Annotated in this window: 28 protein-coding genes; 27 read left to right on the top strand and 1 reads right to left on the bottom strand. The window is 43.5% G+C overall.

All coding sequences use genetic code 11. The features are described 5' to 3' along the window. Positions 1-34 precede the first annotated feature (34 nt). From V6C27_00400 to V6C27_00270, 27 genes are all read left to right on the top strand, one after another. Positions 35-262 carry a type II toxin-antitoxin system HicB family antitoxin gene (locus V6C27_00400; GenBank protein ID MEG6614893.1) on the top strand — a complete coding sequence of 76 codons (228 nt, stop codon included), beginning with the start codon at positions 35-37 and terminating at the stop codon, positions 260-262. A 3-nt stretch (positions 263-265) separates the two neighbouring features. Continuing rightward, positions 266-1,567 (top strand): folylpolyglutamate synthase/dihydrofolate synthase family protein, encoded by a 1,302-nt coding sequence (locus tag V6C27_00395; protein MEG6614892.1) that lies wholly within the window; start codon positions 266-268, stop codon positions 1,565-1,567. Positions 1,568-1,621: 54 nt separating this feature from the next. After that, positions 1,622-3,454: a spore germination protein gene (locus tag V6C27_00390; GenBank protein MEG6614891.1), complete on the top strand. Its 1,833-nt coding sequence runs from the start codon at positions 1,622-1,624 to the stop codon at positions 3,452-3,454. Next, complete coding sequence (locus tag V6C27_00385; protein ID MEG6614890.1) at positions 3,384-4,679, top strand: Ger(x)C family spore germination protein; 1,296 nt, start codon at positions 3,384-3,386, stop codon at positions 4,677-4,679. The genes V6C27_00390 and V6C27_00385 overlap by 71 nt, the downstream gene beginning before the upstream one ends. Positions 4,680-4,690: 11 nt before the next feature. Next, positions 4,691-4,921 (top strand): hypothetical protein, encoded by a 231-nt coding sequence (locus V6C27_00380; protein MEG6614889.1) that lies wholly within the window; start codon positions 4,691-4,693, stop codon positions 4,919-4,921. A 134-nt stretch (positions 4,922-5,055) separates the two neighbouring features. Continuing rightward, positions 5,056-5,706, top strand: a complete 651-nt coding sequence (locus V6C27_00375; protein ID MEG6614888.1) for a redox-sensing transcriptional repressor Rex — start codon at positions 5,056-5,058, stop codon at positions 5,704-5,706. 99 nt (positions 5,707-5,805) lie between these two features. Further along, a complete protein-coding gene (locus V6C27_00370) occupies positions 5,806-6,066 on the top strand; it encodes a DUF4321 domain-containing protein (protein ID MEG6614887.1) in 261 nt (86 codons plus the stop codon). A 12-nt stretch (positions 6,067-6,078) separates the two neighbouring features. Further along, complete coding sequence (locus tag V6C27_00365; protein MEG6614886.1) at positions 6,079-6,669, top strand: Maf family protein; 591 nt, start codon at positions 6,079-6,081, stop codon at positions 6,667-6,669. A gap of 37 nt (positions 6,670-6,706) precedes the next feature. Continuing rightward, entirely contained in the window at positions 6,707-7,390 is a 684-nt protein-coding gene (gene radC, locus V6C27_00360; protein MEG6614885.1) for a DNA repair protein RadC, read from the top strand. Positions 7,391-7,408: 18 nt separating this feature from the next. Next, complete coding sequence (locus tag V6C27_00355) at positions 7,409-8,440, top strand: rod shape-determining protein (GenBank protein MEG6614884.1); 1,032 nt, start codon at positions 7,409-7,411, stop codon at positions 8,438-8,440. Between the two features lie 14 nt (positions 8,441-8,454). Continuing rightward, entirely contained in the window at positions 8,455-9,315 is an 861-nt protein-coding gene (gene mreC, locus V6C27_00350; protein MEG6614883.1) for a rod shape-determining protein MreC, read from the top strand. Position 9,316: 1 nt separating this feature from the next. Further along, complete coding sequence (gene mreD / locus V6C27_00345; GenBank protein ID MEG6614882.1) at positions 9,317-9,817, top strand: rod shape-determining protein MreD; 501 nt, start codon at positions 9,317-9,319, stop codon at positions 9,815-9,817. Positions 9,818-9,830: 13 nt separating this feature from the next. Further along, on the top strand, positions 9,831-11,801 hold the full coding sequence (mrdA, locus tag V6C27_00340) for a penicillin-binding protein 2 (protein ID MEG6614881.1): 1,971 nt from the start codon (positions 9,831-9,833) through the stop codon (positions 11,799-11,801). A gap of 150 nt (positions 11,802-11,951) precedes the next feature. Beyond that, entirely contained in the window at positions 11,952-12,344 is a 393-nt protein-coding gene (gene minC / locus V6C27_00335) for a septum site-determining protein MinC (GenBank protein MEG6614880.1), read from the top strand. Positions 12,345-12,396: 52 nt separating this feature from the next. Further along, positions 12,397-13,194, top strand: a complete 798-nt coding sequence (gene minD, locus V6C27_00330) for a septum site-determining protein MinD (protein MEG6614879.1) — start codon at positions 12,397-12,399, stop codon at positions 13,192-13,194. A gap of 14 nt (positions 13,195-13,208) precedes the next feature. After that, complete coding sequence (minE, locus tag V6C27_00325; GenBank protein MEG6614878.1) at positions 13,209-13,478, top strand: cell division topological specificity factor MinE; 270 nt, start codon at positions 13,209-13,211, stop codon at positions 13,476-13,478. 118 nt (positions 13,479-13,596) lie between these two features. After that, positions 13,597-14,775: a rod shape-determining protein RodA gene (gene rodA, locus V6C27_00320; GenBank protein MEG6614877.1), complete on the top strand. Its 1,179-nt coding sequence runs from the start codon at positions 13,597-13,599 to the stop codon at positions 14,773-14,775. A 360-nt stretch (positions 14,776-15,135) separates the two neighbouring features. Next, positions 15,136-15,981 (top strand): M23 family metallopeptidase, encoded by an 846-nt coding sequence (locus tag V6C27_00315; protein ID MEG6614876.1) that lies wholly within the window; start codon positions 15,136-15,138, stop codon positions 15,979-15,981. 13 nt (positions 15,982-15,994) lie between these two features. After that, positions 15,995-16,867, top strand: a complete 873-nt coding sequence (locus V6C27_00310; protein MEG6614875.1) for a M50 family metallopeptidase — start codon at positions 15,995-15,997, stop codon at positions 16,865-16,867. A gap of 207 nt (positions 16,868-17,074) precedes the next feature. Further along, positions 17,075-18,937: a TIGR03960 family B12-binding radical SAM protein gene (locus V6C27_00305; protein MEG6614874.1), complete on the top strand. Its 1,863-nt coding sequence runs from the start codon at positions 17,075-17,077 to the stop codon at positions 18,935-18,937. Further along, positions 18,924-19,613, top strand: a complete 690-nt coding sequence (locus tag V6C27_00300) for a TIGR03936 family radical SAM-associated protein (protein MEG6614873.1) — start codon at positions 18,924-18,926, stop codon at positions 19,611-19,613. Before V6C27_00305 ends, V6C27_00300 begins: the two co-directional genes overlap by 14 nt. A gap of 59 nt (positions 19,614-19,672) precedes the next feature. Next, a complete protein-coding gene (locus V6C27_00295) occupies positions 19,673-21,340 on the top strand; it encodes an Rne/Rng family ribonuclease (protein MEG6614872.1) in 1,668 nt (555 codons plus the stop codon). A 181-nt stretch (positions 21,341-21,521) separates the two neighbouring features. Then, positions 21,522-21,833, top strand: a complete 312-nt coding sequence (gene rplU, locus V6C27_00290; protein MEG6614871.1) for a 50S ribosomal protein L21 — start codon at positions 21,522-21,524, stop codon at positions 21,831-21,833. A 46-nt stretch (positions 21,834-21,879) separates the two neighbouring features. Then, complete coding sequence (rpmA, locus tag V6C27_00285; protein MEG6614870.1) at positions 21,880-22,152, top strand: 50S ribosomal protein L27; 273 nt, start codon at positions 21,880-21,882, stop codon at positions 22,150-22,152. Between the two features lie 232 nt (positions 22,153-22,384). Continuing rightward, complete coding sequence (locus V6C27_00280) at positions 22,385-22,948, top strand: Spo0B domain-containing protein (GenBank protein ID MEG6614869.1); 564 nt, start codon at positions 22,385-22,387, stop codon at positions 22,946-22,948. A gap of 36 nt (positions 22,949-22,984) precedes the next feature. Continuing rightward, positions 22,985-24,256: a GTPase ObgE gene (gene obgE / locus V6C27_00275; protein MEG6614868.1), complete on the top strand. Its 1,272-nt coding sequence runs from the start codon at positions 22,985-22,987 to the stop codon at positions 24,254-24,256. Positions 24,257-24,343: 87 nt separating this feature from the next. Next, entirely contained in the window at positions 24,344-24,802 is a 459-nt protein-coding gene (locus V6C27_00270; GenBank protein MEG6614867.1) for a hypothetical protein, read from the top strand. A 27-nt stretch (positions 24,803-24,829) separates the two neighbouring features. Here the strand turns inward: V6C27_00270 and V6C27_00265 are convergent, their stop codons facing one another. After that, entirely contained in the window at positions 24,830-25,111 is a 282-nt protein-coding gene (locus V6C27_00265; protein ID MEG6614866.1) for a hypothetical protein, read from the bottom strand. Positions 25,112-25,197: the final 86 nt, after the last annotated feature.

The raw sequence follows: 25,197 nt of genomic DNA, 5'->3' as shown, positions 1-25,197 counted from the left end.
TTATGAAGAAAAGGAAAAGGGGGAGAAGTCAAAAGTGGCTCTTAAATGGGATACGGTTTTAAAGGAAGAAAATGGCAAGCAGGTTGGTACCATCAAAATGACTGTGAACGTAATTGTAGAGAAGGATGAAGAAGAGAACCGTTATATGGCGCTGACAGCGGATTTGCCTGGTTGTGCCACCGTTGGTGCCACACCGCAGGAAGCTATGGAAAACATGCGTCTAACCATTCAAGATTGGTTAATTAAGGATAACTGCGGCTAAACGATGAACTATCAAACAGCTATAGGTTACTTACAGAATTTAACCAAATTCGGCATTAATTTGGGCTTGGATCGAATTAACGCATTGTTGAAACGATTGGGCGATCCCCACCTAAAACTAAAAGTAATCCATGTGGGTGGCACCAATGGCAAAGGTTCAACCAGCGCCATAATAGCTGCCATTTTGCAGCAGGCCGGTTACCGGGTGGGCGCCTTCACTTCACCCCACTTACACCGCTATACTGAGCGTTACCGCGTTAATGGTACCGAAATCAGTGAGCAGGCGGTAAGCGAACTGGTACAGCAGCTTAAACCACATCTGGATGCTATGGTGGCAGAGGGTGTGGAGCATCCCACTGAGTTTGAGGTTAGCACTGCCATGGCTCTAACTTACTTTTACCAAGAGCAAGTGGACTATGTGGTTATGGAAGTGGGGTTAGGGGGAGCAATAGATTCCACCAATGTGGTGCAACCGCTGGTGTCGGTAATTACCAATGTCAGTATGGATCATATGAATTTGCTGGGTAATAGCATTGCAGAAATTGCTCAGGTAAAGGCTGGTATTATCAAACCCCAAGTGCCGGTGGTCACTGCGGCGGCAAATAAGGCAGCGTTGGCAATAATTAAAGAAACCTGCAACAAAAATGGGGCACCCTTAACAGTGGTGGGGCAAGACATCACCTGGAGTGGACAAGGGGACAGCACCATTAAAGGGCAGTATTTAACCATTAAAGGTAAATTGCACAACTACCAGCACTTGTTTTTACCGCTATTGGGCGAACATCAACAGGCCAATGCTGCCACCGCCATAGCTACTTTGGAGGCTTTGGAACCCCACGGGGTAATTTTAACCCCAGCCATCGTGAAAGCCGGCATGGCGAAGGTCAGCTGGCCGGGGCGCTTTGAAGTACTGGACACCACTCCCACAATTGTATTGGATGGTGCCCATAACCTAGCTGGAGTTAAAGCGCTGGTGGCTACACTAAATCGATATTTTCCTCAGCGGGGTATAGTGCTGGTGTTGGGCATGCTGGCCGATAAAGAGCGGCAACGGGTAATAGCAACACTGACCCCGATGGCAGAGGCAGTGGTAATTACCAAACCCAATAACCCCCGGGCGGGAGATTGGCAGCAGGTGGCCAATTGGGCCAAGGGTTACACTAAAAACGTATATGTTTATGAACAGGTGGCCGATGCTGTGGATCAAGGCATAGCACTGGCTAAAGACCAACAACTGCTGTGTGTTACGGGATCATTGTATATGTTGGCGGAAGCCAGAGCACACATATTTAAAACTGTAGAATAAAATAAACCACCCCTACCAATAATAAACATGCATATTATTTGGAGGGGTTTTTTTATGAAAAATAAAGGGGCGTTGCAAAAACTGTTGGGATTTATGCCCAAAATGAAGCGTCCGCTCAGCACCAAAAAGCCATCTCAAATTCCAGCAGATCCCATCCCTCATATTTTTCAAGCCAAAGAACTGGAGGGTATGGAAGTTGTCTATCAGTTAGATGTGAACGTTAATGCATTGCGCAGTATCATGGCCGGTAATAGCGACTTTGTGGTGCGCAAATTTAGTATTGGCCCCAACGGGGATACCCAGGCGGCCATTGTCTATTTGGACGGAATGACCGATGCAGACATGATTAATAAATCCATTATGAAACCGCTGATGACTAATCAAAATTTGTCTGGCAATGGCAAAGGCGGTGGCATACCCTTTGAGCAGGTGCTCAATGCCATGCTGGCTGCTTCTGATGTGCGCATTGCCGATGATTATAAAGCCATCCTTGGTGGTGTACTCTATGGTGATGCGGCGGTCTTTATAGATAAGCACAAAAAGTGTCTGTTAGTTAGCGTCAAAGGCTTTAACTACCGCAGCATTAGTGAACCATTATCCGAAGGCGTGGTGCGGGGCCCCAGAGAAGGGTTTGTGGAAAACCTGCGCACCAACACAGCCATGGTGCGCAGGCGGGTGCAGTCTCCCAATTTAATTATCGAGAGTATGACCATTGGTCGAATTTCTAATACCAGTGTGGCCATTGGTTATATCCGTGGTTTGGCTGACCCTAAGTTGGTGGCAGAGGCCAAAAAGCGTTTGGCCCGTATTGAAATAGATGGGGTGCTGGAAAGTGGTTACATTGAGGAATTAATTGAAGATAACCCTTATTCACCCTTTCCCCAAATTATTCATACCGAGCGTCCAGATAAGGTGGCCGATGCTTTAATGTCCGGTCGCGTGGCAATTTTTACTGACAATACCCCCTTTGTATTGGTGATACCAGGGGAGTTTGTTTCTTTTCTTCAAGCCTCGGAGGATTATTATGAGCGTTTTCTTATTGGCACTTTCATCAGGATATTGCGCTATACAGCTTTGGGGGTATCGCTAGTGTTGCCATCCCTGTATATTGCCATCACTACTTTTCACCAGGAAATGATTCCCACCCCGCTATTAATCAGAATTGCCGCCAGCCGGGAAGGGGTGCCCTTTCCGGCGCTGGTGGAGGCACTGCTAATGGAATTTAGTTTTGAGGCGCTGCGGGAAGCAGGACTAAGATTACCCCGACCCGTTGGCCAGGCGGTAAGCATTGTGGGAGCTTTGGTGGTGGGTGAGGCTGCGGTTTCCGCAGGAATAGTATCACCCTTAATGGTTATTGTTGTGGCGGTAACTGGTATTGCCTCCTTTGTTAATCCCGCCTTCAACATGTCCATTGCAATGCGGATTTTGCGATTTCCAATGATGCTTTTAGCTGGTACACTGGGGCTTTTTGGCATTATGGTTGGTTTAATGGTTATTTTGGTACATATGGCGGGATTGCGCAGCTTTGGGGTCCCCTACTTGGCACCCTTTGCTCCCGTAGACCAATCCGGCCTAAAGGATACTGTGGTCAGAGCACCCCTGTGGGCTTATAACCGGCGCCCAGAACAATTAAGTAAAGACAACCCATACCGGCAGTTGCCAGATTTAAAACCCGGACCTTGGCAAAATAAATTGAGTGATCAGCACCAAGAGGTGGATAAAAAAACTGAAGACGATAAAAGTGCTTGGCAGGGAGAACGCCAGCGTCATTATGAAACTATGAACACCAGGAGGGACCAACAAACTGAAGGGCAAAATGAAGAGGCAGATAAATCACAAACTGGCACCAAAAAACGGCGCAGCCACCGCAGGCATAAAAGCAAATAATTTGTTATGTGCTGGCTTAATTGTTCTGATGATGCTGACCCAAACGGCTTGTTGGGACAAAGTGGAAGTGGAACAGTTGGCGATAGTGCTGGCCATAGCTTTAGATAAAGGTGAAGATGGTAACATTGAGGTGATTGTACAGACCATCAATCCCACCGGCCTCACCGGAGGTGGTGGCGGTGGCATGGGTGGTGGCGGCGGAGGTGGTGATGGCCCGGCTGCCTATCGCAATTTTGCTGATCAGGGCAAAACGATTTTTGAAGCGGTGCGAGGGATGAGTTCCAGTATCCCTAGAGAACTGTATTTTTCTCACAATCAGGTGATTATTATTTCAGAGCAATTGGCCCGGGAAGGGGTTGTGGATTTAATGGATTTCTTTGATCGCAACCCGCAAATTCGACGCAATAACTGGGTGATAATTAGTAGCGCCCAAACAGATCAAAGCCAATTGTTGGAGGCAGCTAACCCCCTCGAAATATCGCCGGCCGGACGGATAGTGGAGATTATTTTAGAACAAGACCGTGAACCGGTATATGCGCCGACCCAATTGGGAGACTTTTTAGAGATGTTGGCAGATACAGGAATGTCCGCTTATACTGCTGGAGTAGATTTAGCTTTAAATCGGGCAGTTGTGCCCACTAAAACCGGTGCAGAGGGCGGACAAGTTAATCCCCAAGATATTAATCTCTCTGGCACTGCCATATTTGATAAAGGGCGAATGGTGGGGTGGTTAGGGGAACGAGAAACCAGAGGACTATTATGGGTTAGAGAAGGCCTCCAGGGAGGAATATATACCTTCGGTCTTGGTGGCCAGGAAAATAATGTATCCTTGGAAATTATTAATAGTAGCAGTGACATGTCCCCTACAGTGACTGCTGAAGGTGATATTATATTCAACATCAATATAAAAACCGAAGCCAATGTGGCGGAATCCCGAGTTTATGTGGATTACAGTGAACCAGAAAATTTGATAAGGATAGAACAATTGCTAGCAAATGAAATTAAACAGGACATAGAAATGGCTTTAGAAACTGCCCAACAGGAGCATCATGTTGATGTTTTTGGATTTGGCGGAGCGGTATACCGGCATTATCCCCAGTACTGGAAGCAAATATCTGACCAGTGGTATGAAATTCTCCCCAATGTAGAAGTGGTGATTAATGTACAAACAGAAATTCCGCGCACCGGTTTGGTATCAAAACCTATTAGGCCTGACGTTAACTAGGAGAATAAAAGATGATTATTTTTGGCTTGACAGTGTTATTTTTGGCAATTATTGCCTTTCAAGTACCAACTTTAATTAAAAAACAAATGTGGCGTGACCTAATTTCCTTTAGTGTATTGATGGTTGTGGGCATAGTATTAAGTTTTAGTATTGTACTAGATATTTCATTGCCCAATCCCCTTCAGTTTATAGCAGCAGTTTTCACTCCGGTCACTCAGTATTTTGACAATTTATTTGGTTAAACAATAATTATTAAATGATAGTTTACACAATAGCACTTTTCAGATTTTTGATTTATGATTATAATAGACTAGGTGAAGTGTTTGCGAAACTTTTTTAATTACTGTATATATTGGTAGAAAGAGAGGCGACCGAGGTGAAAGCAATAAAAATACCAGAAGCTACTGTCACCAGGTTATCAGTATATTCTAGGTTCCTTAAGCGTTTGGATAAAAAAGGAGTTACTACGATATCCTCTGGGGAAATTGCTGAAGGTGTGGGAGTTAGTCCAGCTCAGGTACGTAAAGACCTGGCTTATTTCGGGGAATTTGGTACTAGGGGTGTCGGTTATAACGTAAAAGACTTAATTCGTTATACCATTAAAATTTTAGGCTTAACTGAACCTTGGAACTTAATTATGGTTGGTGCTGGTAACATGGGTTCTGCATTGGTAACCTATGGTGAATTTCGGGACCGTGGCTTTAATATTATAGCTGTATTTGAGAATGACTTAACTAAAATTGGCAAAAGCATAGCCGATGTAGAAGTGCTACCGACTGAAAAAATGGGTGAAGTGATTAAAGAGCATAATGTGCGCATTGGCATAATTGCGGTGCCAGCACGGGCAGCCCAAGAAGTGGCAAATCAATTTGTTGAAAATGGTATCGAAGGCATACTAAACTTTGCTCCCATTAGCTTGCACGTACCTGATGGGATAGAAGTGCGCAATGTAGATTTATCTGTTAAGCTAGAAATTCTTACCTTTAACCTGACAATGAAGAAACAATTAATGGGGAGCAATAATTAATAGGCCCTTGCCCTTGTTAATAACTGGAGAGACATAGATACTGCTTGTCTGATTTTTGTAGTGATGATAAACTGATAGTAAAAAAATCAGGGGGATCTTATGGCCAGAGGTGGATTCAGTAAAGGCCGTAGTGCTTGGTTGTTATTTTTACTATTACTGAGCGGCGGTGTGGCAGGCAGTGCATTGGGAGCAACTTTAGCACCGATACTACCGCTAGCTAAAAACTTTTTTGATATAGGGTTAACCACCACCAGTTTAGATATGAATTTTTTTAGTGTTAGTTTTGGGTTAACTTTGGCGGTGGGGCCATTTACTGCCTTGGGATTAATATTAGGCTATGTAGGTTACCGCAAACTTTAGGAGGTATACTTAGTGTTAATTCTAGCTTCTTCATCGCCCAGACGTCGGGAACTATTACAGAGTCTAGGTCTAAAGTTTGAAGTGGCAGTAAAACCAGTGTCGGAAGCAGTGCCTGCAGAAATGGCACCAGGTGCTGTTGTGGAGCTATTATCACTGCGCAAAGCCCAGACGGTGGCAGCAGAAAGGGAAGCTGGCCTGGTTATTGGATCAGATACTGTGGTGGTACATAATGGCCAGATATTGGGTAAACCACAGGACCATCATCATGCTAAAGAAATGTTGACCAAGCTGCAAGGCAGCGCCCACTATGTTTATAGTGGGGTAGCCATTGTCGATGCTGCCACTGGTAACCAGCAGGTTACCCATCAAAGAACAAAGGTTTTTTTAAATCCAATGACCACCACAGAAATTGAAGCATATGTCTCCACAGGAGAGCCGATGGACAAGGCCGGCGCCTATGCCATTCAGGGAGTTGCTTCAATTTTTGTTGCAGGTATAGAAGGTTGTTATTTTAATGTGGTGGGATTACCATTAGAACGCCTAGCATACCTACTAAAAAAAATGAACTATCACGTATTAGATAATGTCTGCTTAAACCAATAGTTTTTAATGTATTAGCTGGGCTGTTGGGGGGATTAATTTGCAATATCTAACCCTTAAAGAAATGCCAGCTGAATTGCGTCCACGGGAACGGTTATTAAGTGTGGGGGCAGTTTCACTTTCTAACATTGAATTATTGGCGATACTGTTACGAACCGGTACTAAGCAGATGTCTGCCCTAGATTTAGCCAGCCAGTTATTTGTGCACTTTAAAGACTTGGCAGGATTATTAGATGCAACAGTGGAAGAACTAGCAGCGCTCAAAGGAATTGGACAAGTTAAAGCGGTGCAAATTAAGGCTGCATTGGAAGTTGGTCGCCGCCTGGCTTTAATGCCTGCGGCCGAGAGAACTACCATTCAATCGCCCGATGACGCAGCTTTACTAATGATGGACGATATGCGGTATTTAGATCGAGAGCATTTTAAGGCAGTGTTATTAAATACCAAAAACCAGGTGCTGGCGATAGAAACAATTAGTGTTGGTACCCTAAATTCCTCAGTGGTACACCCCCGGGAACTGTTCAAGGTAGCCATTAAAAAAAGTAGTGCCCATATTATTTTGGTGCATAATCATCCCAGTGGTGACCCAACTCCCAGCAGAGAAGATATTGAAATTACCAGGCGCATTCAAGAGGGTGGAGAAATTTTAGGGATATCAGTCTTAGACCACCTGATTATTGGAGATAATAAATTTGTCAGCTTAAAAGCAAAAGGAATAATATGAGTAGGAAGGTGCTAGGCAATGAGAATAGGAATGTTTTCCAAAGATATGGGTATCGATTTGGGTACTGCTAACTCTTTGGTTTATGTAAAGGGTAAAGGTATAGTTTTAAGGGAACCATCGGTGGTGGCTATTCAAAGGGAAACTAATCAAGTGTTGGCGGTGGGGGAAGAGGCTAAGCGGATGATTGGCCGCACTCCGGGCAATATTACCGCCATCAGACCAATGAAAGATGGGGTAATTGCTGATTTTGATATCACCCAGGCCATGATTAAATATTTTATCAACAGAGCCATTAGAGGGACGACTTTTTTAGTTAAACCAAGGGTAGTGATCAGCGTTCCTTCCGGGGTTACCGCGGTGGAAGAGCGGGCAGTGCGGGAGGCGGCGCTACAGGCAGGGGCCAGAGAAGCGTATTTAATCGAAGAACCAATGGCGGCAGCCATTGGAGCAGGCCTGCCGGTGCATGAACCCACTGGTAATATGATCGTCGACATTGGTGGCGGCACTACCGAAGTGGCGGTTATTTCGCTGGGAGGCATTGTCACCAGCCGTTCCATTCGGGTAGCTGGTGATGAAATGGATGACGCCATCATTCAACATGTCAAAAAGGCCTATAACCTGATGATTGGTGAACGTACCGCTGAACACATTAAAATTGAACTGGGCACGGCCTATCCTCTAGATGAAATTGAAACCGAAGAAGTGAGAGGTCGCGATTTAGTTACTGGGTTACCCAAAACAGTAACCATTACCTCGGAAGAAATCTATAAGGCGCTGTCCGAGCCAGTGGCCAGTATCACCGAAGCCATTAAAGTGACACTGGAAAAAACCCCACCGGAACTTTCGGCTGATATTATGGATCGCGGTATTATGATGGCTGGCGGCAGTTCGCTATTGCGGGGATTGGATCATTTAATCAGTGAACAAACCGGTATGCCGGTACACTTGGCCGAAGAACCTTTAATTGCCGTGGCCTATGGGGCTGGTCAAGTGCTGGAGAACATTGATGTATTAAAACGGGTGCTAATTAAGCCTAAGAAGTTGGCGTAAAAGGTGTGTTTTGATTGTCCCGTAATAATTATAAAAAAGTTTTTTTGCTGGTAGTTTTTATAGTGATTGTTTTGATTGTAATAAACATGACTACCCTTTCCCGCAGTGCCCAGACCCCTTTGGAAGTGGCGGTTAAAGACAGTTTAGCGCCACTGCAAAAAGTTACTATGGGTATCAGCAGTAGTATCAAAGAAAACATATCCTTTATTGGTTCATTGGGCCACTTAAAGGAAGAGAATCAGGCCCTAAAGGATGAAATTAGAAAACTGAAGAGTGAATTGAATCAAGTAGAGGAATATAAAGTACAAAATCGCCAGTTTAAAGAGCTTCTGAATTATCGTGAAGCCACTGCAGAAAATTACCAACTGATGTCTGCCACTGTTATTGGCCGTGATCCCGGCAATTGGTTTGGCACCATTACATTAAACCGGGGTGCTGCCGATGGGGTAGAACGGGATATGGCGGTGGTGGTACCGGAGGGTTTGGTTGGCAGAGTAGTGGCTGTCTCTAACCAAACTGCGGAAGTACTTTTAATAACTGACCCCAGAAGTGGCGTCGGATCACAGGTGCAACAAAGCCGGGTGCCTGGCGTGGTGGAGGGCATTGCCAACAGCACTGGAGTAGTGCGCATGGTTCACTTACCTAAGAATGAACAGGTGAAAAATAACCAGGTGGTAATTAGTTCTGGTGTTGGTGGCGTTTATCCCAGTGGCATTAGAATTGGTAAGATATTTTCGGTGGAGGATGACCCGGCTGGACTATTTAAAATAGCTACCATTAAGCCCTTTGTGAACTTTAACGTACTGGAGAATGTTTTTATAGTAAAGACTGTTTATAAGCCGGAGGTTAATCTCTCAGTGGAGGGTATGGAATAAATTGCGTGTATTATTACTTGCAGGAATCTTAGGGGTGGCACTGGTATTACAGGCCACCATCTTTGATTTTGTTAGGTTTCTTGGCGTTAAACCCGATTTAGTACTGTTAGTGGTGATCTACTATGGTTTTATACATGGCCCGCGTGAGGGGGCCTATTTGGGGTTTTTAGGCGGCTTGTTAACAGACTTTTTAACTGGCCATTATATCGGATTAAATGCCCTTTCTAAAATGGCTGCCGGTTATGTGGTGGGAATTGGGAAAACCAGTTTATACAAGGAGAGTATTATCATTTCCACAACAGTTACCTTTGTGGGCAGCATCGTTGGACAAACGGTGTATTATTTGATATTGTTATTTATTGGGATTAAAACTGCTCCCATGTCAGCAATTTTCCAAGTGATAATACCAGTGGCATTTTACAATGCCATTTTGACACCGATATTTTACGGACGCTTTTATCATTCCAATACCAAAGGCCTGCTGAAAATGCCCGAAATTTAGAAGGGGTAATGAAATGGAAAGTAAATTACTAAAAAGAAATAGTAAAGTTATGTTAGTGCTGGTAGTATTGGTTTTTACCATTCTTGTTGGCCGATTGGCTTACCTGCAGCTTTACCAGGTAGAAAAATTTAAAACCAAAGCGCAGCAAAACCATATGCGGTTAATACCTATAGAAGCACCTCGGGGAGAGATTTATGCCAGTGACGGCAAAACTAAACTGGTCAGTAACAAGCCAGTTTACACCGTTTCTTTGGTTTATTTAGGCTTAAAAAACACTCCTGAAGTGGCTGAAAGGTTAGCTAAAATATTAGACATCCAGGTGGAGGAAATTCAAGAGAAATTAGACGCTCAAAGTTTGCGCTTGTATGAACCGATAAAAATTTCTACCAACGTACCATTGGAAACGGTGTTAGAAATAGAACAGCACAGATTAGAATTACCCGGTGTGGTTATAGACGTGGAACCGGTGCGCAATTATCCCCAAGGACCCATTGCCGCCCATGTGGTGGGTTATGTGCAGCAAATTCAAGAAAGTCAACTAAATAAACTAAAAGATAAAGGCTATCGTTTGGGGGACAAGTTTGGGCAGGCTGGGCTAGAATATCAATACGAGGAGTATTTGCGCGGTACCGCCGGTGCTCGACAAGTGGAGGTAGATGCCCAAGCTAGGCCGATACGGGATTTAGGAATTTCTCAATCGGTGCCGGGCAGTGATCTGGTTTTAAGTATAGATCATAAAGTACAAAAAGCAGCTGAATCCGGTCTGGAAGCGCAAATCAAAACGTTGCAAAGTAAATATCCCGATGCCAAGTGGGGATCGGTGGTGGCGGTGGATGTGCGTACTGGCGGTGTTATTGCCATGGCCAGTTACCCCACCTTTGACCCAGAGGTGTTCACTAGACCAATCACCCAGGTAGAAATAGAGGAGTTATATGATCCTGCCGCCATGCGTTTTATTAATCGGGCTTTAAGTGCCTACCCCCCTGGTTCTACCTATAAAATGGTGGTGGCAACGGCAGGTTTGGAAACTGGTGTTATAAATCCCGATGCCAAAATGAGTGACCCTGGCTATGTAACGGTGGATGGACAAAGGTTTAACGACTGGCAGGCCGGTGGTCATGGTGCAGTGGATTTGCGTAAAGCCATTCAGGTTTCTTGTAACACATATTTTTATACCTATGGTTTAAAAATTGGCCAAAGTGCCATTGCAGATTATTCCAAACAATTTGGGCTAGGTGTAGAACTGGGTATTGATTTGCCCAATGAACAGGTCGGCACCGTACCCACGGCGGGGGAAAAATATAATCTTTATAAGGTGTATTTGAATAATAAACAACAGGCAGATCTGCAAGAACTGGAAGAAAAATATGAAGCATTAATTGCCGCCGCTGAAACTGATGAAGAAAAGACAAAGTTACGCAGACAACTGCAGAACCAACGGATGGCCATCAACTATGATTTGGTGTGGCATAATTATGACACAGTAATTTCTTCCATTGGCCAAGGCATAAATAACTACACGCCGTTGCAGTTGGCTACTTATACTGCAGCTATTGCTAACGGAGGCACAGTTTACCAACCTCGATTGGTGCAAGAAATTAAGGATCATCAAGGGAAAACCATAAAAAAGTTTAGCCCTAAAGTAATCAATCAGGTGGATGTGTCGCCAGAACATTTAGCCATTATTCGTGATGGTATGCATCGGGTAAGCCTGCCGGGCGGAACTGCCTATCCATTGTTTGCTGATTTACCAGTGGAAGTAGCCTCCAAGACTGGTACCGCCGAAGTAAAGGGCAAAGATAACCATGCGGTGGTTGTGGCCTTTGCTCCGGTAGAAAATCCAGAAATTGCTGTGGCCGCTGTGGTGGAACATGGAGCCCACGGTGGCAGTGGAGCTGGACCGGTGGTTCACGATGTATTGGCAGCATATTTTGGTTCCGACGAACTGATGGAGGGTAAAATCGTCTATACTGCCGAGGAATAATCCAACTACAATTTGTCACATAAAATAAGAATAACCAGGAATATCCAAGAATAGCGGGGTAAAAACCCGTTATTTTTGTGTTTTAACTAGCAGGATTTGGTTTACATGTGTAGAATTGTATATTCAGTCAAAGTACAGGAGGTTTTGGCGTTGTACGAGGATAATCATGAGCAAACAGATTTGGATACCTTTTATGACGATAACACAATCCTAGTGCAGCGCACGCTGCGTTCTGGTCAAAGTATTTCCTATGATGGCAATGTAGTAGTGTTGGGAGATGTCAATCCGGGGGCAGAAGTGGTAGCCACCGGTGACGTGATCGTGATGGGCTCAGTTAGGGGTGTGGTACATGCTGGGGCTGGTGGCGATTTAAGTTCGGTGGTGGTGGCCTTTAAACTGTTACCGACCCAATTGCGAATTGCCAATCATATTACCAGAGCACCGGATGATGAAATATCCGCGCTACCTACCTCGCCGGAGGTGGCCAGCGTAAAAAATGGCGTTGTAACAATTGAAGCTTTTAGCGCCTTAAAGGCAGAATAAATAGCTTTAAATTACCCATGACTATCGCTTTACGTAAGGGGGAAACAGCAGTATGGGGGAAGTAATTGTGGTAACCTCCGGTAAAGGAGGGGTGGGCAAAACCACCACCACTGCAAATATCGGCACAGGTCTGGCAGCACTTGGTCATAAAGTGGTGCTGGTGGATGCTGATATCGGTTTAAGAAATTTGGATGTTGTGCTCGGTTTAGAAAACCGTATTGTTTACGATATTGTTGATGTTGCCAATGGTAATTGCCGGCTTCGTCAGGCCATTATTAAGGACAAGCGTCTAGAAGGTTTGCATTTATTACCGGCAGCACAAACCAAAGATAAAACAGCACTAACGCCGGAACAAATGAGAGAACTCTGTGAAGAACTTAAAAAAGAATTTGAGTATGTAATTATTGACTGTCCAGCAGGAATAGAACAGGGTTTTAAGAATGCCATTGCTGGTGCAGAAAGGGCCATTGTAGTTACCACCCCTGAAGTTTCTGCAGTCAGGGATGCCGATCGAATTATTGGTTTGCTGGAAGCGTCAGAATTAAGAGACCCTAAATTAATTATCAACCGCTTACGGGTACGGATGGTTAAGGCTGGCGACATGATGAGTATTGACGACATGATCGAAATCTTAGCCATTGACTTACTAGGGGTAGTGCCTGACGATGACCAGGTGGTAATTAGTACCAACAATGGGGAACCAGTGGTACGTGATGAAAAGTCTTTGTCCGGCCAAGCTTATCGCAATATTACCAGAAGAATTAAAGGCGAAAACGTACCGCTAATGAACATGGAAGCCGAGGGCGGCGGCTTCATGAATGCGTTAAAAAGAATAATTGGCTTGAAGTAAAGGGAGGGGGAAAATTGTTAGCAGATTTTATAAGCCGCGTTTTTGGGAAAGAAACCAATAGCAGTAAAAATGTCGCTAAAGAACGCCTACGCTTAGTATTGGTTCATGACCGAGCCAACGTATCACCCCAATTGCTTCAATCCTTAAAGACAGATTTAATAGCTGTCATATCAAAATACATGGAAATAGACGAAGGTGCGCTAGAAGTAAATTTGGATAGTAATGATACACAAGTGGCGTTAGTGGCAAATATACCAGTGAAGAAGATGAAAAGAACAAGCTAGAAAGGGGCCGTAAGGCCTCTTTTTATTGCTCCCATTGTCTTACTATTGGTTTTTTAACGTGCCTGTTGTAAAATAAAATAATGATTTGCAAAGAAAGATAGCCCAGTAGGAGGAAAAAATGTCTTATCAAAGAGTATTGCGCAGAATGGACTATGTATTGTTAGGTACCGTTCTGTTGATAATCTGCTTTAGCCTGATTACCATTGCCAGTGCCACCCATGTAACCACGCCGGTACATTTAGGTGATGAAGTTGACTATATAATGGGACTGAATTTAGATGCGATGGGAACTGTAATTAAACAGGCCATTTGGGTGTGTTTTGGTTTAGCCATAATGTCACTGGTAATCGCCATTGGCTATGAAGACTGGCCAGAATATACTAAAATGTTGTACGCCATTAACATAATTATGCTATTAGCCGTTGTTTTTCTTGGCAAATCTGCCCTTGGTGCCCAACGTTGGATTGCCATTGGCCCCTTTGTGTTACAACCGTCGGAATTTGCTAAAGTAATCATTATTATTACCTTTGCCAATTTTTTGGCCAACAAAGAGGGGCGCCTTAACACAATTAGAGACTTAATACCGGCCTTTGCCTTTATTGGCTTTCCAATGCTGTTAATTCTTATGCAACCAGATTTGGGAACATCATTAGTGTTTATAGCCATTATGTTTGGCATGCTGTTTATGGCTGGGGCTAACCCCAAAATTTTAGGCGGACTAATTGCAGGCGGTGGGTTAGTGGGTGTCGGTTGGCTGAGTGCATATTTTAAATATCCCGATAAAGTCTGGATACCACTGCATGATTACCAGGTGGACAGATTAACCATATTTGTAGACCCCTATCGTGACCCGTTGGGTGACGGATATCATATTATTCAATCCCAAATTGCCATTGGTTCTGGGGGATTATCTGGCAAGGGGCTTTTTAACGGTAGCCAAAATCAGCTTAACTTTTTGCCGGAACAACATACCGACTTTATCTTTTCAGTGGTGGGTGAAGAATTTGGATTTATTGGTACACTGGTAGTGTTGGTAATGTTCTTCATTGTCATGTATCGGGGGATTAAAATAGCCTCACAGGCGAAAGATACCTTTGGCACGTTGCTGGCAACAGGAGTAGTGGCTATGCTCACCTTCCATGTGTTGGTAAACGTAGGAATGGCAATAGGTATTATGCCAGTAACCGGTTTGCCTTTGCCATTATTCAGCTATGGTGGCAGTTCAATGTTAACCAACATGATTGCCATCGGCATACTACAAAACGTCTACATCCGAAGGAAGAAATTGGTGTTTTAATAAATTGATTATGAATTAGGAATGTTGAATTTTGAATTAAGAAGCTCTGGACCTTTTAAAGTGTACCCTTTGTAAAGGACATTTTATTTTGGTCTGGAGCTTTTTTAACAACTATATTTATAGCAGGATAGGCTGTTTTGCAAGTAGGGCCAGGTTTCCACGCCTGCCCGCTGGTACAAACTGATGTTGCTTTGGAGGGTCGGCATGGAAACCGACCACTACGGAAAATGCCAAATTCCTAATTCAAAATTCAAAATTGCCTCTGGGCTGGTCATATTCTGCCCCCATGAAAAATATATTGTATTGACAAGTTGTCCGATAGAAATGTAACGGTACTAAATATAACAGGGGGGCTCAAAATTGAATTTCAAATTTCCCAAATTACCTAGACTGCCTAAAATAAAGATTGGTAAAAAAAATACTCTTAATAACTACCCATATAACTATAGTAATAGCTATACCAGCAAAAATTATAGCAACTATAACCGTTTAAATTCTGATGATTGGGAGTCATATTATCGCTACAGTGGCCAGAAGGGCTACAATAGGAAAAAACCAAGGGGGCGATTAACAAACTTCTACCGCGCAGTGGTGGCCTTTGCCTTGTTGCTGGTGGTAATATCGGTGCGAGAAAGTGATAACCCCATGGCGGTGGAGGCCCGGGATGGTTTGCGATATGCTCTAACCACCGAGTGGAACTTTCAACCGGCATTAGATAAAGCAGTTGCTTTAGGTTTAAGGGCGGTCAATATGGATATGCCGTTTTTTAACGATGTGCCTGGCACCACTCCGGTGTTGGCTCCCAAAATAACTGGCGAATATGCATTGCCAGTTTCGGGACAGGTTACTAAGCGCTATGGTTGGATAACGGATGATGATGGGTTAGAACAATTTAACTCCGGCGTATTCATCAGTTGTGAGGCGGGCACCTATGTCAGAGCCTCCCGCAAAGGCAAAGTGGCCAGAATGGGTGCAGATAAAGCGCTGGGCAATTATGTATTGCTGGATCATGGCTCGCAAGATTACACGCTATACGCTGGCATGGAAGAAATACTGGTTAAAGAAAATCAACAGGTTAATGTGGAAACAGTGATCGGTGTGGTGGCTGAGGGTGAAAGTGCTACAGAAACCGGTATTCATTTTGAGATTAGAGAAAACAACAAATTGGTAGACCCCCTTAGCAAGCTACAAGTTACCAACGATTGAAGGGGTGAGTAATATGAAAGTGGGGCGGGTTCACGGCATCGATCTGTATATAAACGGCTGGTTTATATTTCAACTCAGCCTGTTTTTTGTTGCCGGTATTTTGGACAAAGGTTTAATTTTGTTTGCGGTGGTATTACTTCATGAATTGGCCCACACCGTCACCGCCATACGCATGGGAGTAAAGGTACTAGAAATAGAACTGTTACCCTTTGGTGGCGTGGCCCGCTTGGGCAGCGATTTGGCTTTAAATACCAAAAAAGAAATTATAGTGGCCCTGGCGGGGCCACTTTCCAATCTAGTGCTGATTGGTTTAGCATTGGGTATGCGCAACTGTAGTTTTTGGGATGAAGAGCTGGGGCGTTTTTTTATTCAGAGTAATATTATGCTAGCGCTATTTAATATGCTACCGGCGCTACCCCTTGATGGGGGGAGGGTACTTAGGGCCTATATTGCTCCCTGGATGGGATTAAAACAAGCCACCTACCTGTGTACCGCCATGGGCCAAGCCTGGGCAGTGCTAATTACCGCTTTGGCAACCTTAGGCCTAATGATTGGTATCAGTGGTTTAGACTTGCTAATTTTAGGATTATTCATCTTTTATGCCGCCACCAAAGAAAAGAGTGCTGCCCCCTATCTGTTTGTTCGTCAACTGACCCAGAAAAAAAGAGAACTGGCAGAAAGTGGGGTAATGCCTGCTGAAACGATAGTGACTTTAGAAAATGTTCCGCTGCGGGAGGTTAGCAAAACCTTTGTGCCACAAAAATTCCACCTGGTTTTACTGCTAAATGAAGAAATGAAATACAAGGCGCTGCTAAGTGAAACTGAAGTGGTGGATGCGTTATTAACCAACGGCATGGACTATCCGGTGGGGCGAATTGTCAAATAAATGAAATTATGAATTGTGAATTTTAAATGTGAAATTTCTTTGGCGGGCAAAAGTCCTAATTCCCAAATCATAATTGATACATAGCTGCTATGCAGGGAAATATAAATTATTGTAGAATGTTTACAGTTACGGATATTTTAAATGTTTTCAAATGGCAATACTAAAAACAATGCCATTGTTTTGTTTTAGCAGGGGAGGTCCTTATATATGCAGCAAAAATTGGAAAGACTATTACCCCAGGTGCAGAAACCGGCACGTTATACTGGGGGAGAATGGAATTCCGTTACTAAAGATTGGGATTCAGTGGATGTGCATATGGCCTTTGCCTTTCCCGACGTGTATGAAGTGGGAATGTCATTTTTAGGCCTACAAATAATTTATAACCTGGTAAACCAACGTCAGGATGCATTAATGGAGCGCACCTTTGCTCCCTGGGTAGACATGGAAGAGCTAATGCGCAAGCACGATATTCCATTATTTACCTTAGAATCAAGGCGACCAGTAAAGGATTTTGATATCTTAGGTTTTACACTACAGTACGAAATGACCTTTACCAATATTTTAAATATGCTTAACCTGTCTGGTCTACCCTTAAAGAGTAGTGACCGGGATGAAAGCATGCCACTGGTTATCGCTGGGGGACCGTGCGCTTTTAACCCAGAGCCAATTGCAGATTTCTTTGATCTGGTTGTACTGGGCGAAGGCGAAGAAGTAATTAATGAAATGCTCGACGCCTATAAGGATGCCCGCGCTGCCAATTTAACTAGACAGCAACTGCTGTTAAAGTTGGCTAAAATTGAGGGCGTTTATGTGCCGTCACTTTATGAGGTTGAATACTTAGAAAGTGGCAAAATAAAGTCTGTCACGCCAAAACAACCAGATGTTCCGGCTAAGATAAACAAAAGACTAATGCGGGATGTGGACAATGCTCCCTTTCCTAACCAACCAATAGTGCCGAACATTGGTGCCATTCATGATCGGGTAATGCTGGAAGTGCAGCGCGGATGTACCCGGGGTTGTCGCTTTTGTCAGGCCGGGGTATTGTATCGTCCGGTTAGAGAAAAAACTCCGGAAACATTAATGAAACAGGCAGAAGAAATTATTAAAAGTACTGGCCACGATGAAATATCTTTAACTTCGCTGTCCACTGCCGATTATTCAAAGGTTGGCCCGCTGATCACCGGTCTTTTGGATCAACATTCCGGTAAAGGGGTAAATGTTTCGCTGCCTTCGTTGCGAGTAGATGCATTTTCAATTGATTTAGCTAAAGAGGTGCAAAAGGTGCGCCGTTCTACCCTAACCTTTGCCCCGGAGGCTGGTACTCAACGGTTAAGGGACGTTATCAACAAAGGGGTAACAGAAGAAGACTTAATAAAGGCAGTTTCCGCAGCTTTCGAATCTGGTTGGCATGCCATTAAACTGTACTTTATGATTGGACTGCCCACAGAAACTTACGAGGATTTGGACGGTATTGCTGATATGGCCAAAGCGGTGGTAAAGGCCGGTTTAGAAAAGGGTGTAAGCCGCGGTCGCCTAAAGGTGACCGTTAGTACTTCGTCCTTTGTGCCTAAGTCCCATACAGCCTTTCAATTTGAACCCCAAGACACTTTGGAAGAACTAAAGAACAAACAGCAATATCTAAAGAGCAAACTGAAGGATCGGTTTGTTTCATTTAACTACCATGATTCATCCACCAGCTTTTTAGAGGCGGCGCTGGCTCGGGGTGATCGCAGATTGTGTGCTGTTGTGTCCCGTGCCTATGAACTGGGTTGTCGGTTTGACGGTTGGAGCGAGTGCTTTAAGTATGATTTATGGTTAAAGGCCTTTGCAGATGTGGGTTTGGATCCCAAGTGGTATGCCTACCAGCGTTATGATTATGAGGATGTGTTGCCTTGGGATCATCTAAATGCTGGAGTTAGTAAACGTTATCTATCTTTGGAGCATAAAAGAGCAATTAAAGAGCAACCAACCATTGACTGCCGTGGAGGTAAGTGCCCTGGTTGTGGCCTGTGCCCCAGCATGGATATAGAACCGCTAGTGCTAGGGGGTAATGACGATGGCCAAGTATAGAATTATGTTTTCTAAAACAGGGGCGGCCAAATATGTGGCACATCTTGATTTAAACAGAATATTTGAACGGTCTTGCCGGCGGGCAGAATTACCATTAGCCTTTTCCCAGGGCTTTAATCCACATCCTAAAATTAGTTTTGCGGTGCCATTGGCAGTGGGGGTTTCCGGTGAGAAAGAATTTATGGACATTGAACTGACAGAGGATTTAAAAACCGAAGATATACTAAATAGATTGAATGACAGTTTGCCCAGCGGAATTAAAGTGCTGGATGTAAGGCGAGTGGATGAAAGCATCAAGGAAAAGCCACTAATGGCTAGGGTTAATAGTGCGGATTATCGGATAGAGTGCGAAGTCGAGGCTGCCATTGATCAACAACAGGTAGACAAAGCGGTGACCGCACTTTTAAGTAGTGAAAGTTTACCTATTGAACGGGTAACAAAGGGTAAGACTAAAGTGGTGGACATTAGACCCGGGGTGCTCAATTTAAAGGGCCAAGTGACCGATAACATCATTGTAATTGAAACTGAATTGCGCACTGGTAGCAATGGCAATGTAAAACCGGAAGAATTGTTAAAGCAACTGCAAATGGTTGGTTTACCAATTGATGATTGCTATTGCAACATAACTAGAATTGGTGTTTATAGTGAAGGTGAAGCTAATAAAGAATTATGGTAAGCATGACAGTTTAGGTGAAACGTACCTGAGCGTGAGTTTTACCTCAGGAGAGGATAAAAATGTATAAAGAGATTATAGTGAATGTAACCGAAGAGGAAACCAGGGTTGCGGTTTTAGAAGATAAACAGTTGGTAGAAATACTAATTGAAAGGTCCCAAAGCCAACGCCTGGTGGGCAATATTTATAAAGGTAGAGTGGAAAATGTGCTGCCTGGGATGCAGGCGGCCTTTGTAAATATTGGTTTGGAAAAAAACGCCTTTCTTTATGTAGAGGATGCGATACCGCAGCGTACCGATCATCCCCATGGGGTAGGGCCTAACATAATGGACGTTTTAAAAAAAGGTCAAGAAATTATTGTCCAGATTATTAAAGAACCCATAGGTAGTAAAGGCCCCAGAATAACAACCCACATTACGTTGCCGGGTCGCTACTTGGTATTGATGCCCAACGTAGATTATATTGGCATATCGAGGCGTATTGAAGACGAAAAAGAACGGGAGCGGCTGAAAGAAATTGCCGCTAGAGTGAAGCCGGAGGGGATGGGCGTAATTGTGCGCACCGTTGCTGAAGGTATGGATGAAGATGAAATTGAACATGATATGCAAGTGTTGAATAAGTTGTGGCAAAAAATTGATTATAAGTCTAAACGTGGTTCGGTGCCAAACCAGCTACATCGCGATTTAGAATTAGTTCAAAGAATCCTCAGGGATGTCTTTAGCGAAGATGTTGACAGACTAACTGTAGATTCACGGGATACCTATGAAAAGGTAAATGAACTGTTGGATATTATTGACCCTAAGTTAAAGATTAAAGTTGCCTACGAAGAAAGAGACAACATCTTTGAAGATTATGGTATAGAAACAGAACTGCATCGGGCACTGAAACGCAGAGTGTGGTTAAAATGTGGCGCCTATTTAGTGATAGATCAAGCCGAAGCCTTAACGGTGATAGATGTTAACACTGGTAAGTATGTGGGCAACACAAATTTAGAAGACACTGTACTTAAAACTAATTTAGATGCCTGCGTAGAAATAGCTAGGCAAGTTAGACTGCGCAATATTGGTGGCATAATCATCATAGATTTTATTGACATGATGGAAGAAGAACACCGCCAGCAAGTGATTCAGGCTTTAGAAGAAGAAATTAAGAAAGACAAAACCAAAGGCAACGTGTTGGGCTTTACCCAACTGGGTTTGATCGAAATGACCCGTAAAAAGGTGCGCCCCAGTTTAAACGAAATCATGCAAAAATCCTGTCCCTATTGCGAAGGGCGGGGCAAAGTGTTATCTGAAGAGACGGTGGCCATAAATTTAAAGAATGAAATTTATCAATTGGCCAAGCGAACCACAGCGGATACCATTATGGTGGAAGCTAACCCCCTGGTGGCTGCTAAACTTATTGGTACCGGGGGCACGGTTTTAAAGGAATTGGAAAAGGTTATTGGCAAAAATCTGTTTATCCGGGGTTATGATAACTACCATATTGAGGAAGTGGTGGTGAAACCCCTCTATGACCAGCAAGAGGTAGTAACTATACCAGTGCAATCGGGGCAAACTATTGAAGTTCAAGTGGAAGAAACCCATGTCAGTAACAATAAAGACGGCATTGCCAGGCTAAACGGCTACATCTTAGATATTGAAGGAGCCGGAACATTGGTGGGCAAAACAGTTTTGGTGGAGATTGTAAAAGTGTTTAGAACCTATGCTAAGGCTAGACTAGTGGAATAACGTTAAGAAGGCACTTAGAACTTCAAACATTGATAACTTCTTGACAAAACACCTGGTTGTGATAAAATGTTGAGATGTAGGTGCTAGCCTACGACCACCGCACGGGATGGGTTCCTAAATGACCCCATGGGGTCTGCCCATGTTGCTCGGCGAGTCCTAAAAATAGGGGAGGTGTAGAGTAATGTATGCAGTTTTAGAAACTGGTGGTAAGCAATTCCGCGTTCAAGAGGGCGATACTCTCTTTATCGAGAAGTTACCAGCTGAAGCTGGTCAAACCTTTGAAATCGACCGTGTATTGATGGTGGAAAAAGATGGGGAACTGAAAATTGGTACCCCCAACGTAGAAGGTGCTAAGGTAACCTTTGAAGTGGTTCGCCATGGTAAAGGCAAAAAGATTATTGTTTTCAAATACAAGCCTAAGAAAAACTACCGCCGTAAGCAAGGTCATCGTCAGCCGTTCACCGAGGTAGTAGTTAAAAGCATTCAAGCATAATAGGTAAATTTCGATAGAACCTCAAATATAAAAGGAGGTGGGATTAATGGCTCACAAGAAAGGTGTCGGTAGTTCCAGGAACGGCCGGGATTCAGAATCGAAACGGCTTGGAGTCAAGCGTGCAGATGGTCAGTTTGTAAGCGCTGGTAGCATTATTGTTCGCCAACGTGGTACAAAAATCCACCCTGGTAATAACGTAGGTAAAGGTGGAGACGACACATTGTTTGCAATGGTAGACGGTGTGGTTAAGTTTGAACGTAAAGGTAGAGATAGAAAGCAAGTTAGCATTATCGTAAATGATGCTGCTGTTGCTCAATAAGTTTTAACCGACCTCGAATGAGGTCGGTTTTTGTATCGCTTACATAAAGTATAAAACTATAAAAATATGTGTACTATCTTTTTTAAAAATATAAAGATAGTACAGGTAACCAAAGGCTTCCGCCAAAAACTTGGTGGAAGCCAGTTTTCTATGGGATAAATTAAAGGGAAAACTAAATAATTTGTTGAATAACTTCCCAATGGCTGGTAAAAAGTTTTAGGGGTTGATTTTTGTGAAAATACCCGGTTTGCTGGAAGTTATTCAAGTGCAAAGACATGACTTTTTAAACCACTTTCAGGTTATTTCTGGTCTGCTGCAGCTAAAAAAACCAGAACGTGCCCAAGACTATATCAACCAAGTGTGTGCAGAAATGGGCACCTTTAGTGCAATTAGCAGATTGCAGGTGCCAGAGCTACAGGCTGTTTTGTATATTGCTACAAACGAAGCCAATACGCACCTAATCGAATTTGACTTCAATATTAATACAAAGTTTGCTGATTGTAGCGTTCCAGGAAATATTATTGCTACTGCGGTGGAGGAATGTATTAACGAGGCGATAAAGCTTCTATCTCCCCCTGAAGTGGAAGATAGGCGATTAACTTTAAACGTGGTTGAACTAGAAAAGAAGATACACTGTAAATTCGGCTTACCGGGCTTGTCGGCTGATATAGTGGCTGACTTAGAAAGCAATTTGAAATACTGTCGCAGTTTATTAGCCTATGGAATACAAGTTAGCTTAGTGATCAAAGCTGAACAGGCAGAAATTCATTTATCATTGCCCCGTGAAAGTCTATAATTAAAAAATAAGTACATAATATAGATGGGTGATTAAATGTTTTACGATAAAGCGAAAATAAATGTTAAAGCAGGAGACGGCGGCAGTGGCTGTGTGGCCATGCGCCGAGAAAAATATGTTCCCGAAGGTGGCCCCTGGGGTGGCGATGGTGGCCGGGGTGGCAGCATCTATTTAGTGGCCGACGAAGGCCTTAACACGCTGGTGGACTTTAGATACAAACGCCATTTTAAAGGAGAACGAGGCCAACACGGCATGGGCAAAGGTATGCATGGACATTCTGGGGAGGATCTTGTTCTGAGGGTACCGGTGGGTACCATCGTCAGAAATGCTGAAACTGGCGCATTTATTGCCGATATCAATAAGCCCGGCCAAAGGGTGATGGTGGCTAAAGGTGGCCGAGGTGGTCGGGGTAATATGCGTTTTGCCACCGCCCAAAATAAAGCCCCCACCATAGCAGAAAAAGGGGAACCGGGGGAAGAACTATGGATTAGTTTGGAATTAAAATTGATTGCCGATGTTGGATTAGTGGGTTTTCCCAATGCCGGTAAATCAACAATTATATCCAGTGTTTCAGCGGCTAAACCGAAAATAGCGGATTACCCCTTTACTACCATTGTTCCCAATTTGGGTGTGGTGCGGGTTGCTGATGGCGACAGCTTTGTAATGGCCGATATCCCTGGCTTAATTGAAGGTGCCCATACCGGCATTGGTCTGGGACATGAATTTTTACGGCATGTAGAACGCAATCGGGTGTTAATTCATGTCATTGACACAGCTGGCACCGAGGGTCGAGACCCAGTGGAAGACTTTTATGTTATTAACCAAGAACTGGAAAAATACAACCAAAGGCTTGCCAGTAGGCCAATGGTGATTGCTGCCAATAAAATGGATATCCCCGAAGCTCAACAAAATCTAGAACGCTTAAAGGCGGAACTGGGTGCTAAATATGAAATATTCCCAGTTTCAGCGGTTACTGGTCAGGGTTTAGATGAGTTATTGTTAAGGGTCGCTCAAATGTTAACTGAAATACCAAAAGAAGAGCTGGACTTGATGCCACCGGAAGAGGAAGTGGTTACTTACAAACCGGAACCTAAGTTCACATTGGAAAAGGATGGGGATGTGTTTGTAATTGCTGGCAAGGAAATAGAAAAGCACTTGATTATGACTGATTTGAATAGCGAGCAATCGGTGCAGAGGTTAGGTATGATTATGGACAAAATGGGTATCTATAAAGCATTGGAAGAAGCAGGTGCCAAAGAAGGCGATATTGTAAGGGTGCTGGAGTTTGAATTTGAATATGTGGATTAGTGCAATAATGAATTCTGAATGTTGTAACGCAAAAACCGGGTGTTACCCGGTTTTTCTGTATCCCATGTTTAAAGGAAGTAATTTGAAATGAAGATTGTCAATAGACAAAATATTATTACCAACAAGCAAATCGAGAGTATTGTTAAACTGTTGGGTAAGGATTATAAACCAGCTAAAATTGTTGTTTATGAAACACGGCTTGACATGCTTAGGTACTACCCCAATTGTTTGAATTTTACGTTAGAGGAGTTTTCGGGACAATTAGAAGGTAGCTATGATCCTGTTGGTGATGTGGCATATCTTTGCGTATTTGCCCAAACAGATGACGGTGATGATGTACATAGTAAACAGTTGTATTCACTACATGCTTTGGTACATGAGCTGCGACATCGATATCAATTTGTTAATAACTATCTGATCAATAATGATGAAAGAGCCGAGCGGGATGCCGATGCTTTTGCCACTGGGTTTATCAATGGCAAGTCGCGAAAGATTAGTAAAATAATGGGCTGGAAAGATGAATGGACTGTGGAAGAGGAAGATTGAAGTATAAAAACGGGCGTCAGCCCGTTTTTATACCAGTTCTTTTCCCTTTTCAAAGGCTTCTTCCTTAGCATAAAGCAATTGAAAATCAATCTGGCTTTCTAAATTAGCAATCAGTTCACTCTCGTGTTTGTGGGAATAATAGAAACCGTGGTTAATAGCTTGATCCTTAAAAGAAATGGCATACAAATCGCCGCTTTGCCAGAAACGGCAAGGTAAATTAAACCTTTTTGATAAATTAAGAGCCACCGGCAACGCCTTTTCAAAGTTTTCATGGTCTACAGCAAATGTAGGGTATAAATGATAGCGCACAAAAAAACTCCCTTTCGTATTTATGTATTACCCCTAACACTATTCAACAATTATTTGCTGTACCCTTTAAGCAATTGCTGGTAGTC

The organism is Peptococcaceae bacterium 1198_IL3148, assembly GCA_036763105.1.
GTDB lineage: Bacteria > Bacillota > Desulfotomaculia > Desulfotomaculales > Desulfohalotomaculaceae > JBAIYS01.
Note: the sequence above shows the minus strand (reverse complement) of the source record. Positions and strands in the feature narration are given on the sequence as shown.

What these genes read in the sequence shown, in the direction of transcription:
- rodA (MEG6614877.1), top strand. Translation starts at nt 13,597, where the DNA reads ATGTCTTATCAAAGAGTATTGCGCAGAATGGACTATGTATTGTTAGGT.
- V6C27_00295 (MEG6614872.1), top strand. Translation starts at nt 19,673, where the DNA reads ATGTATAAAGAGATTATAGTGAATGTAACCGAAGAGGAAACCAGGGTT.
- V6C27_00355 (MEG6614884.1), top strand. Translation starts at nt 7,409, where the DNA reads ATGAGAATAGGAATGTTTTCCAAAGATATGGGTATCGATTTGGGTACT.
- V6C27_00270 (MEG6614867.1), top strand. Translation starts at nt 24,344, where the DNA reads ATGAAGATTGTCAATAGACAAAATATTATTACCAACAAGCAAATCGAG.
- V6C27_00310 (MEG6614875.1), top strand. Translation starts at nt 15,995, where the DNA reads ATGAAAGTGGGGCGGGTTCACGGCATCGATCTGTATATAAACGGCTGG.
- V6C27_00395 (MEG6614892.1), top strand. Translation starts at nt 266, where the DNA reads ATGAACTATCAAACAGCTATAGGTTACTTACAGAATTTAACCAAATTC.
- V6C27_00385 (MEG6614890.1), top strand. Translation starts at nt 3,384, where the DNA reads ATGAAGAGGCAGATAAATCACAAACTGGCACCAAAAAACGGCGCAGCC.
- mrdA (MEG6614881.1), top strand. Translation starts at nt 9,831, where the DNA reads ATGGAAAGTAAATTACTAAAAAGAAATAGTAAAGTTATGTTAGTGCTG.
- rplU (MEG6614871.1), top strand. Translation starts at nt 21,522, where the DNA reads ATGTATGCAGTTTTAGAAACTGGTGGTAAGCAATTCCGCGTTCAAGAG.
- V6C27_00380 (MEG6614889.1), top strand. Translation starts at nt 4,691, where the DNA reads ATGATTATTTTTGGCTTGACAGTGTTATTTTTGGCAATTATTGCCTTT.
- minD (MEG6614879.1), top strand. Translation starts at nt 12,397, where the DNA reads ATGGGGGAAGTAATTGTGGTAACCTCCGGTAAAGGAGGGGTGGGCAAA.
- V6C27_00370 (MEG6614887.1), top strand. Translation starts at nt 5,806, where the DNA reads ATGGCCAGAGGTGGATTCAGTAAAGGCCGTAGTGCTTGGTTGTTATTT.
- V6C27_00300 (MEG6614873.1), top strand. Translation starts at nt 18,924, where the DNA reads ATGGCCAAGTATAGAATTATGTTTTCTAAAACAGGGGCGGCCAAATAT.
- obgE (MEG6614868.1), top strand. Translation starts at nt 22,985, where the DNA reads ATGTTTTACGATAAAGCGAAAATAAATGTTAAAGCAGGAGACGGCGGC.
- V6C27_00305 (MEG6614874.1), top strand. Translation starts at nt 17,075, where the DNA reads ATGCAGCAAAAATTGGAAAGACTATTACCCCAGGTGCAGAAACCGGCA.
- V6C27_00390 (MEG6614891.1), top strand. Translation starts at nt 1,622, where the DNA reads ATGAAAAATAAAGGGGCGTTGCAAAAACTGTTGGGATTTATGCCCAAA.
- rpmA (MEG6614870.1), top strand. Translation starts at nt 21,880, where the DNA reads ATGGCTCACAAGAAAGGTGTCGGTAGTTCCAGGAACGGCCGGGATTCA.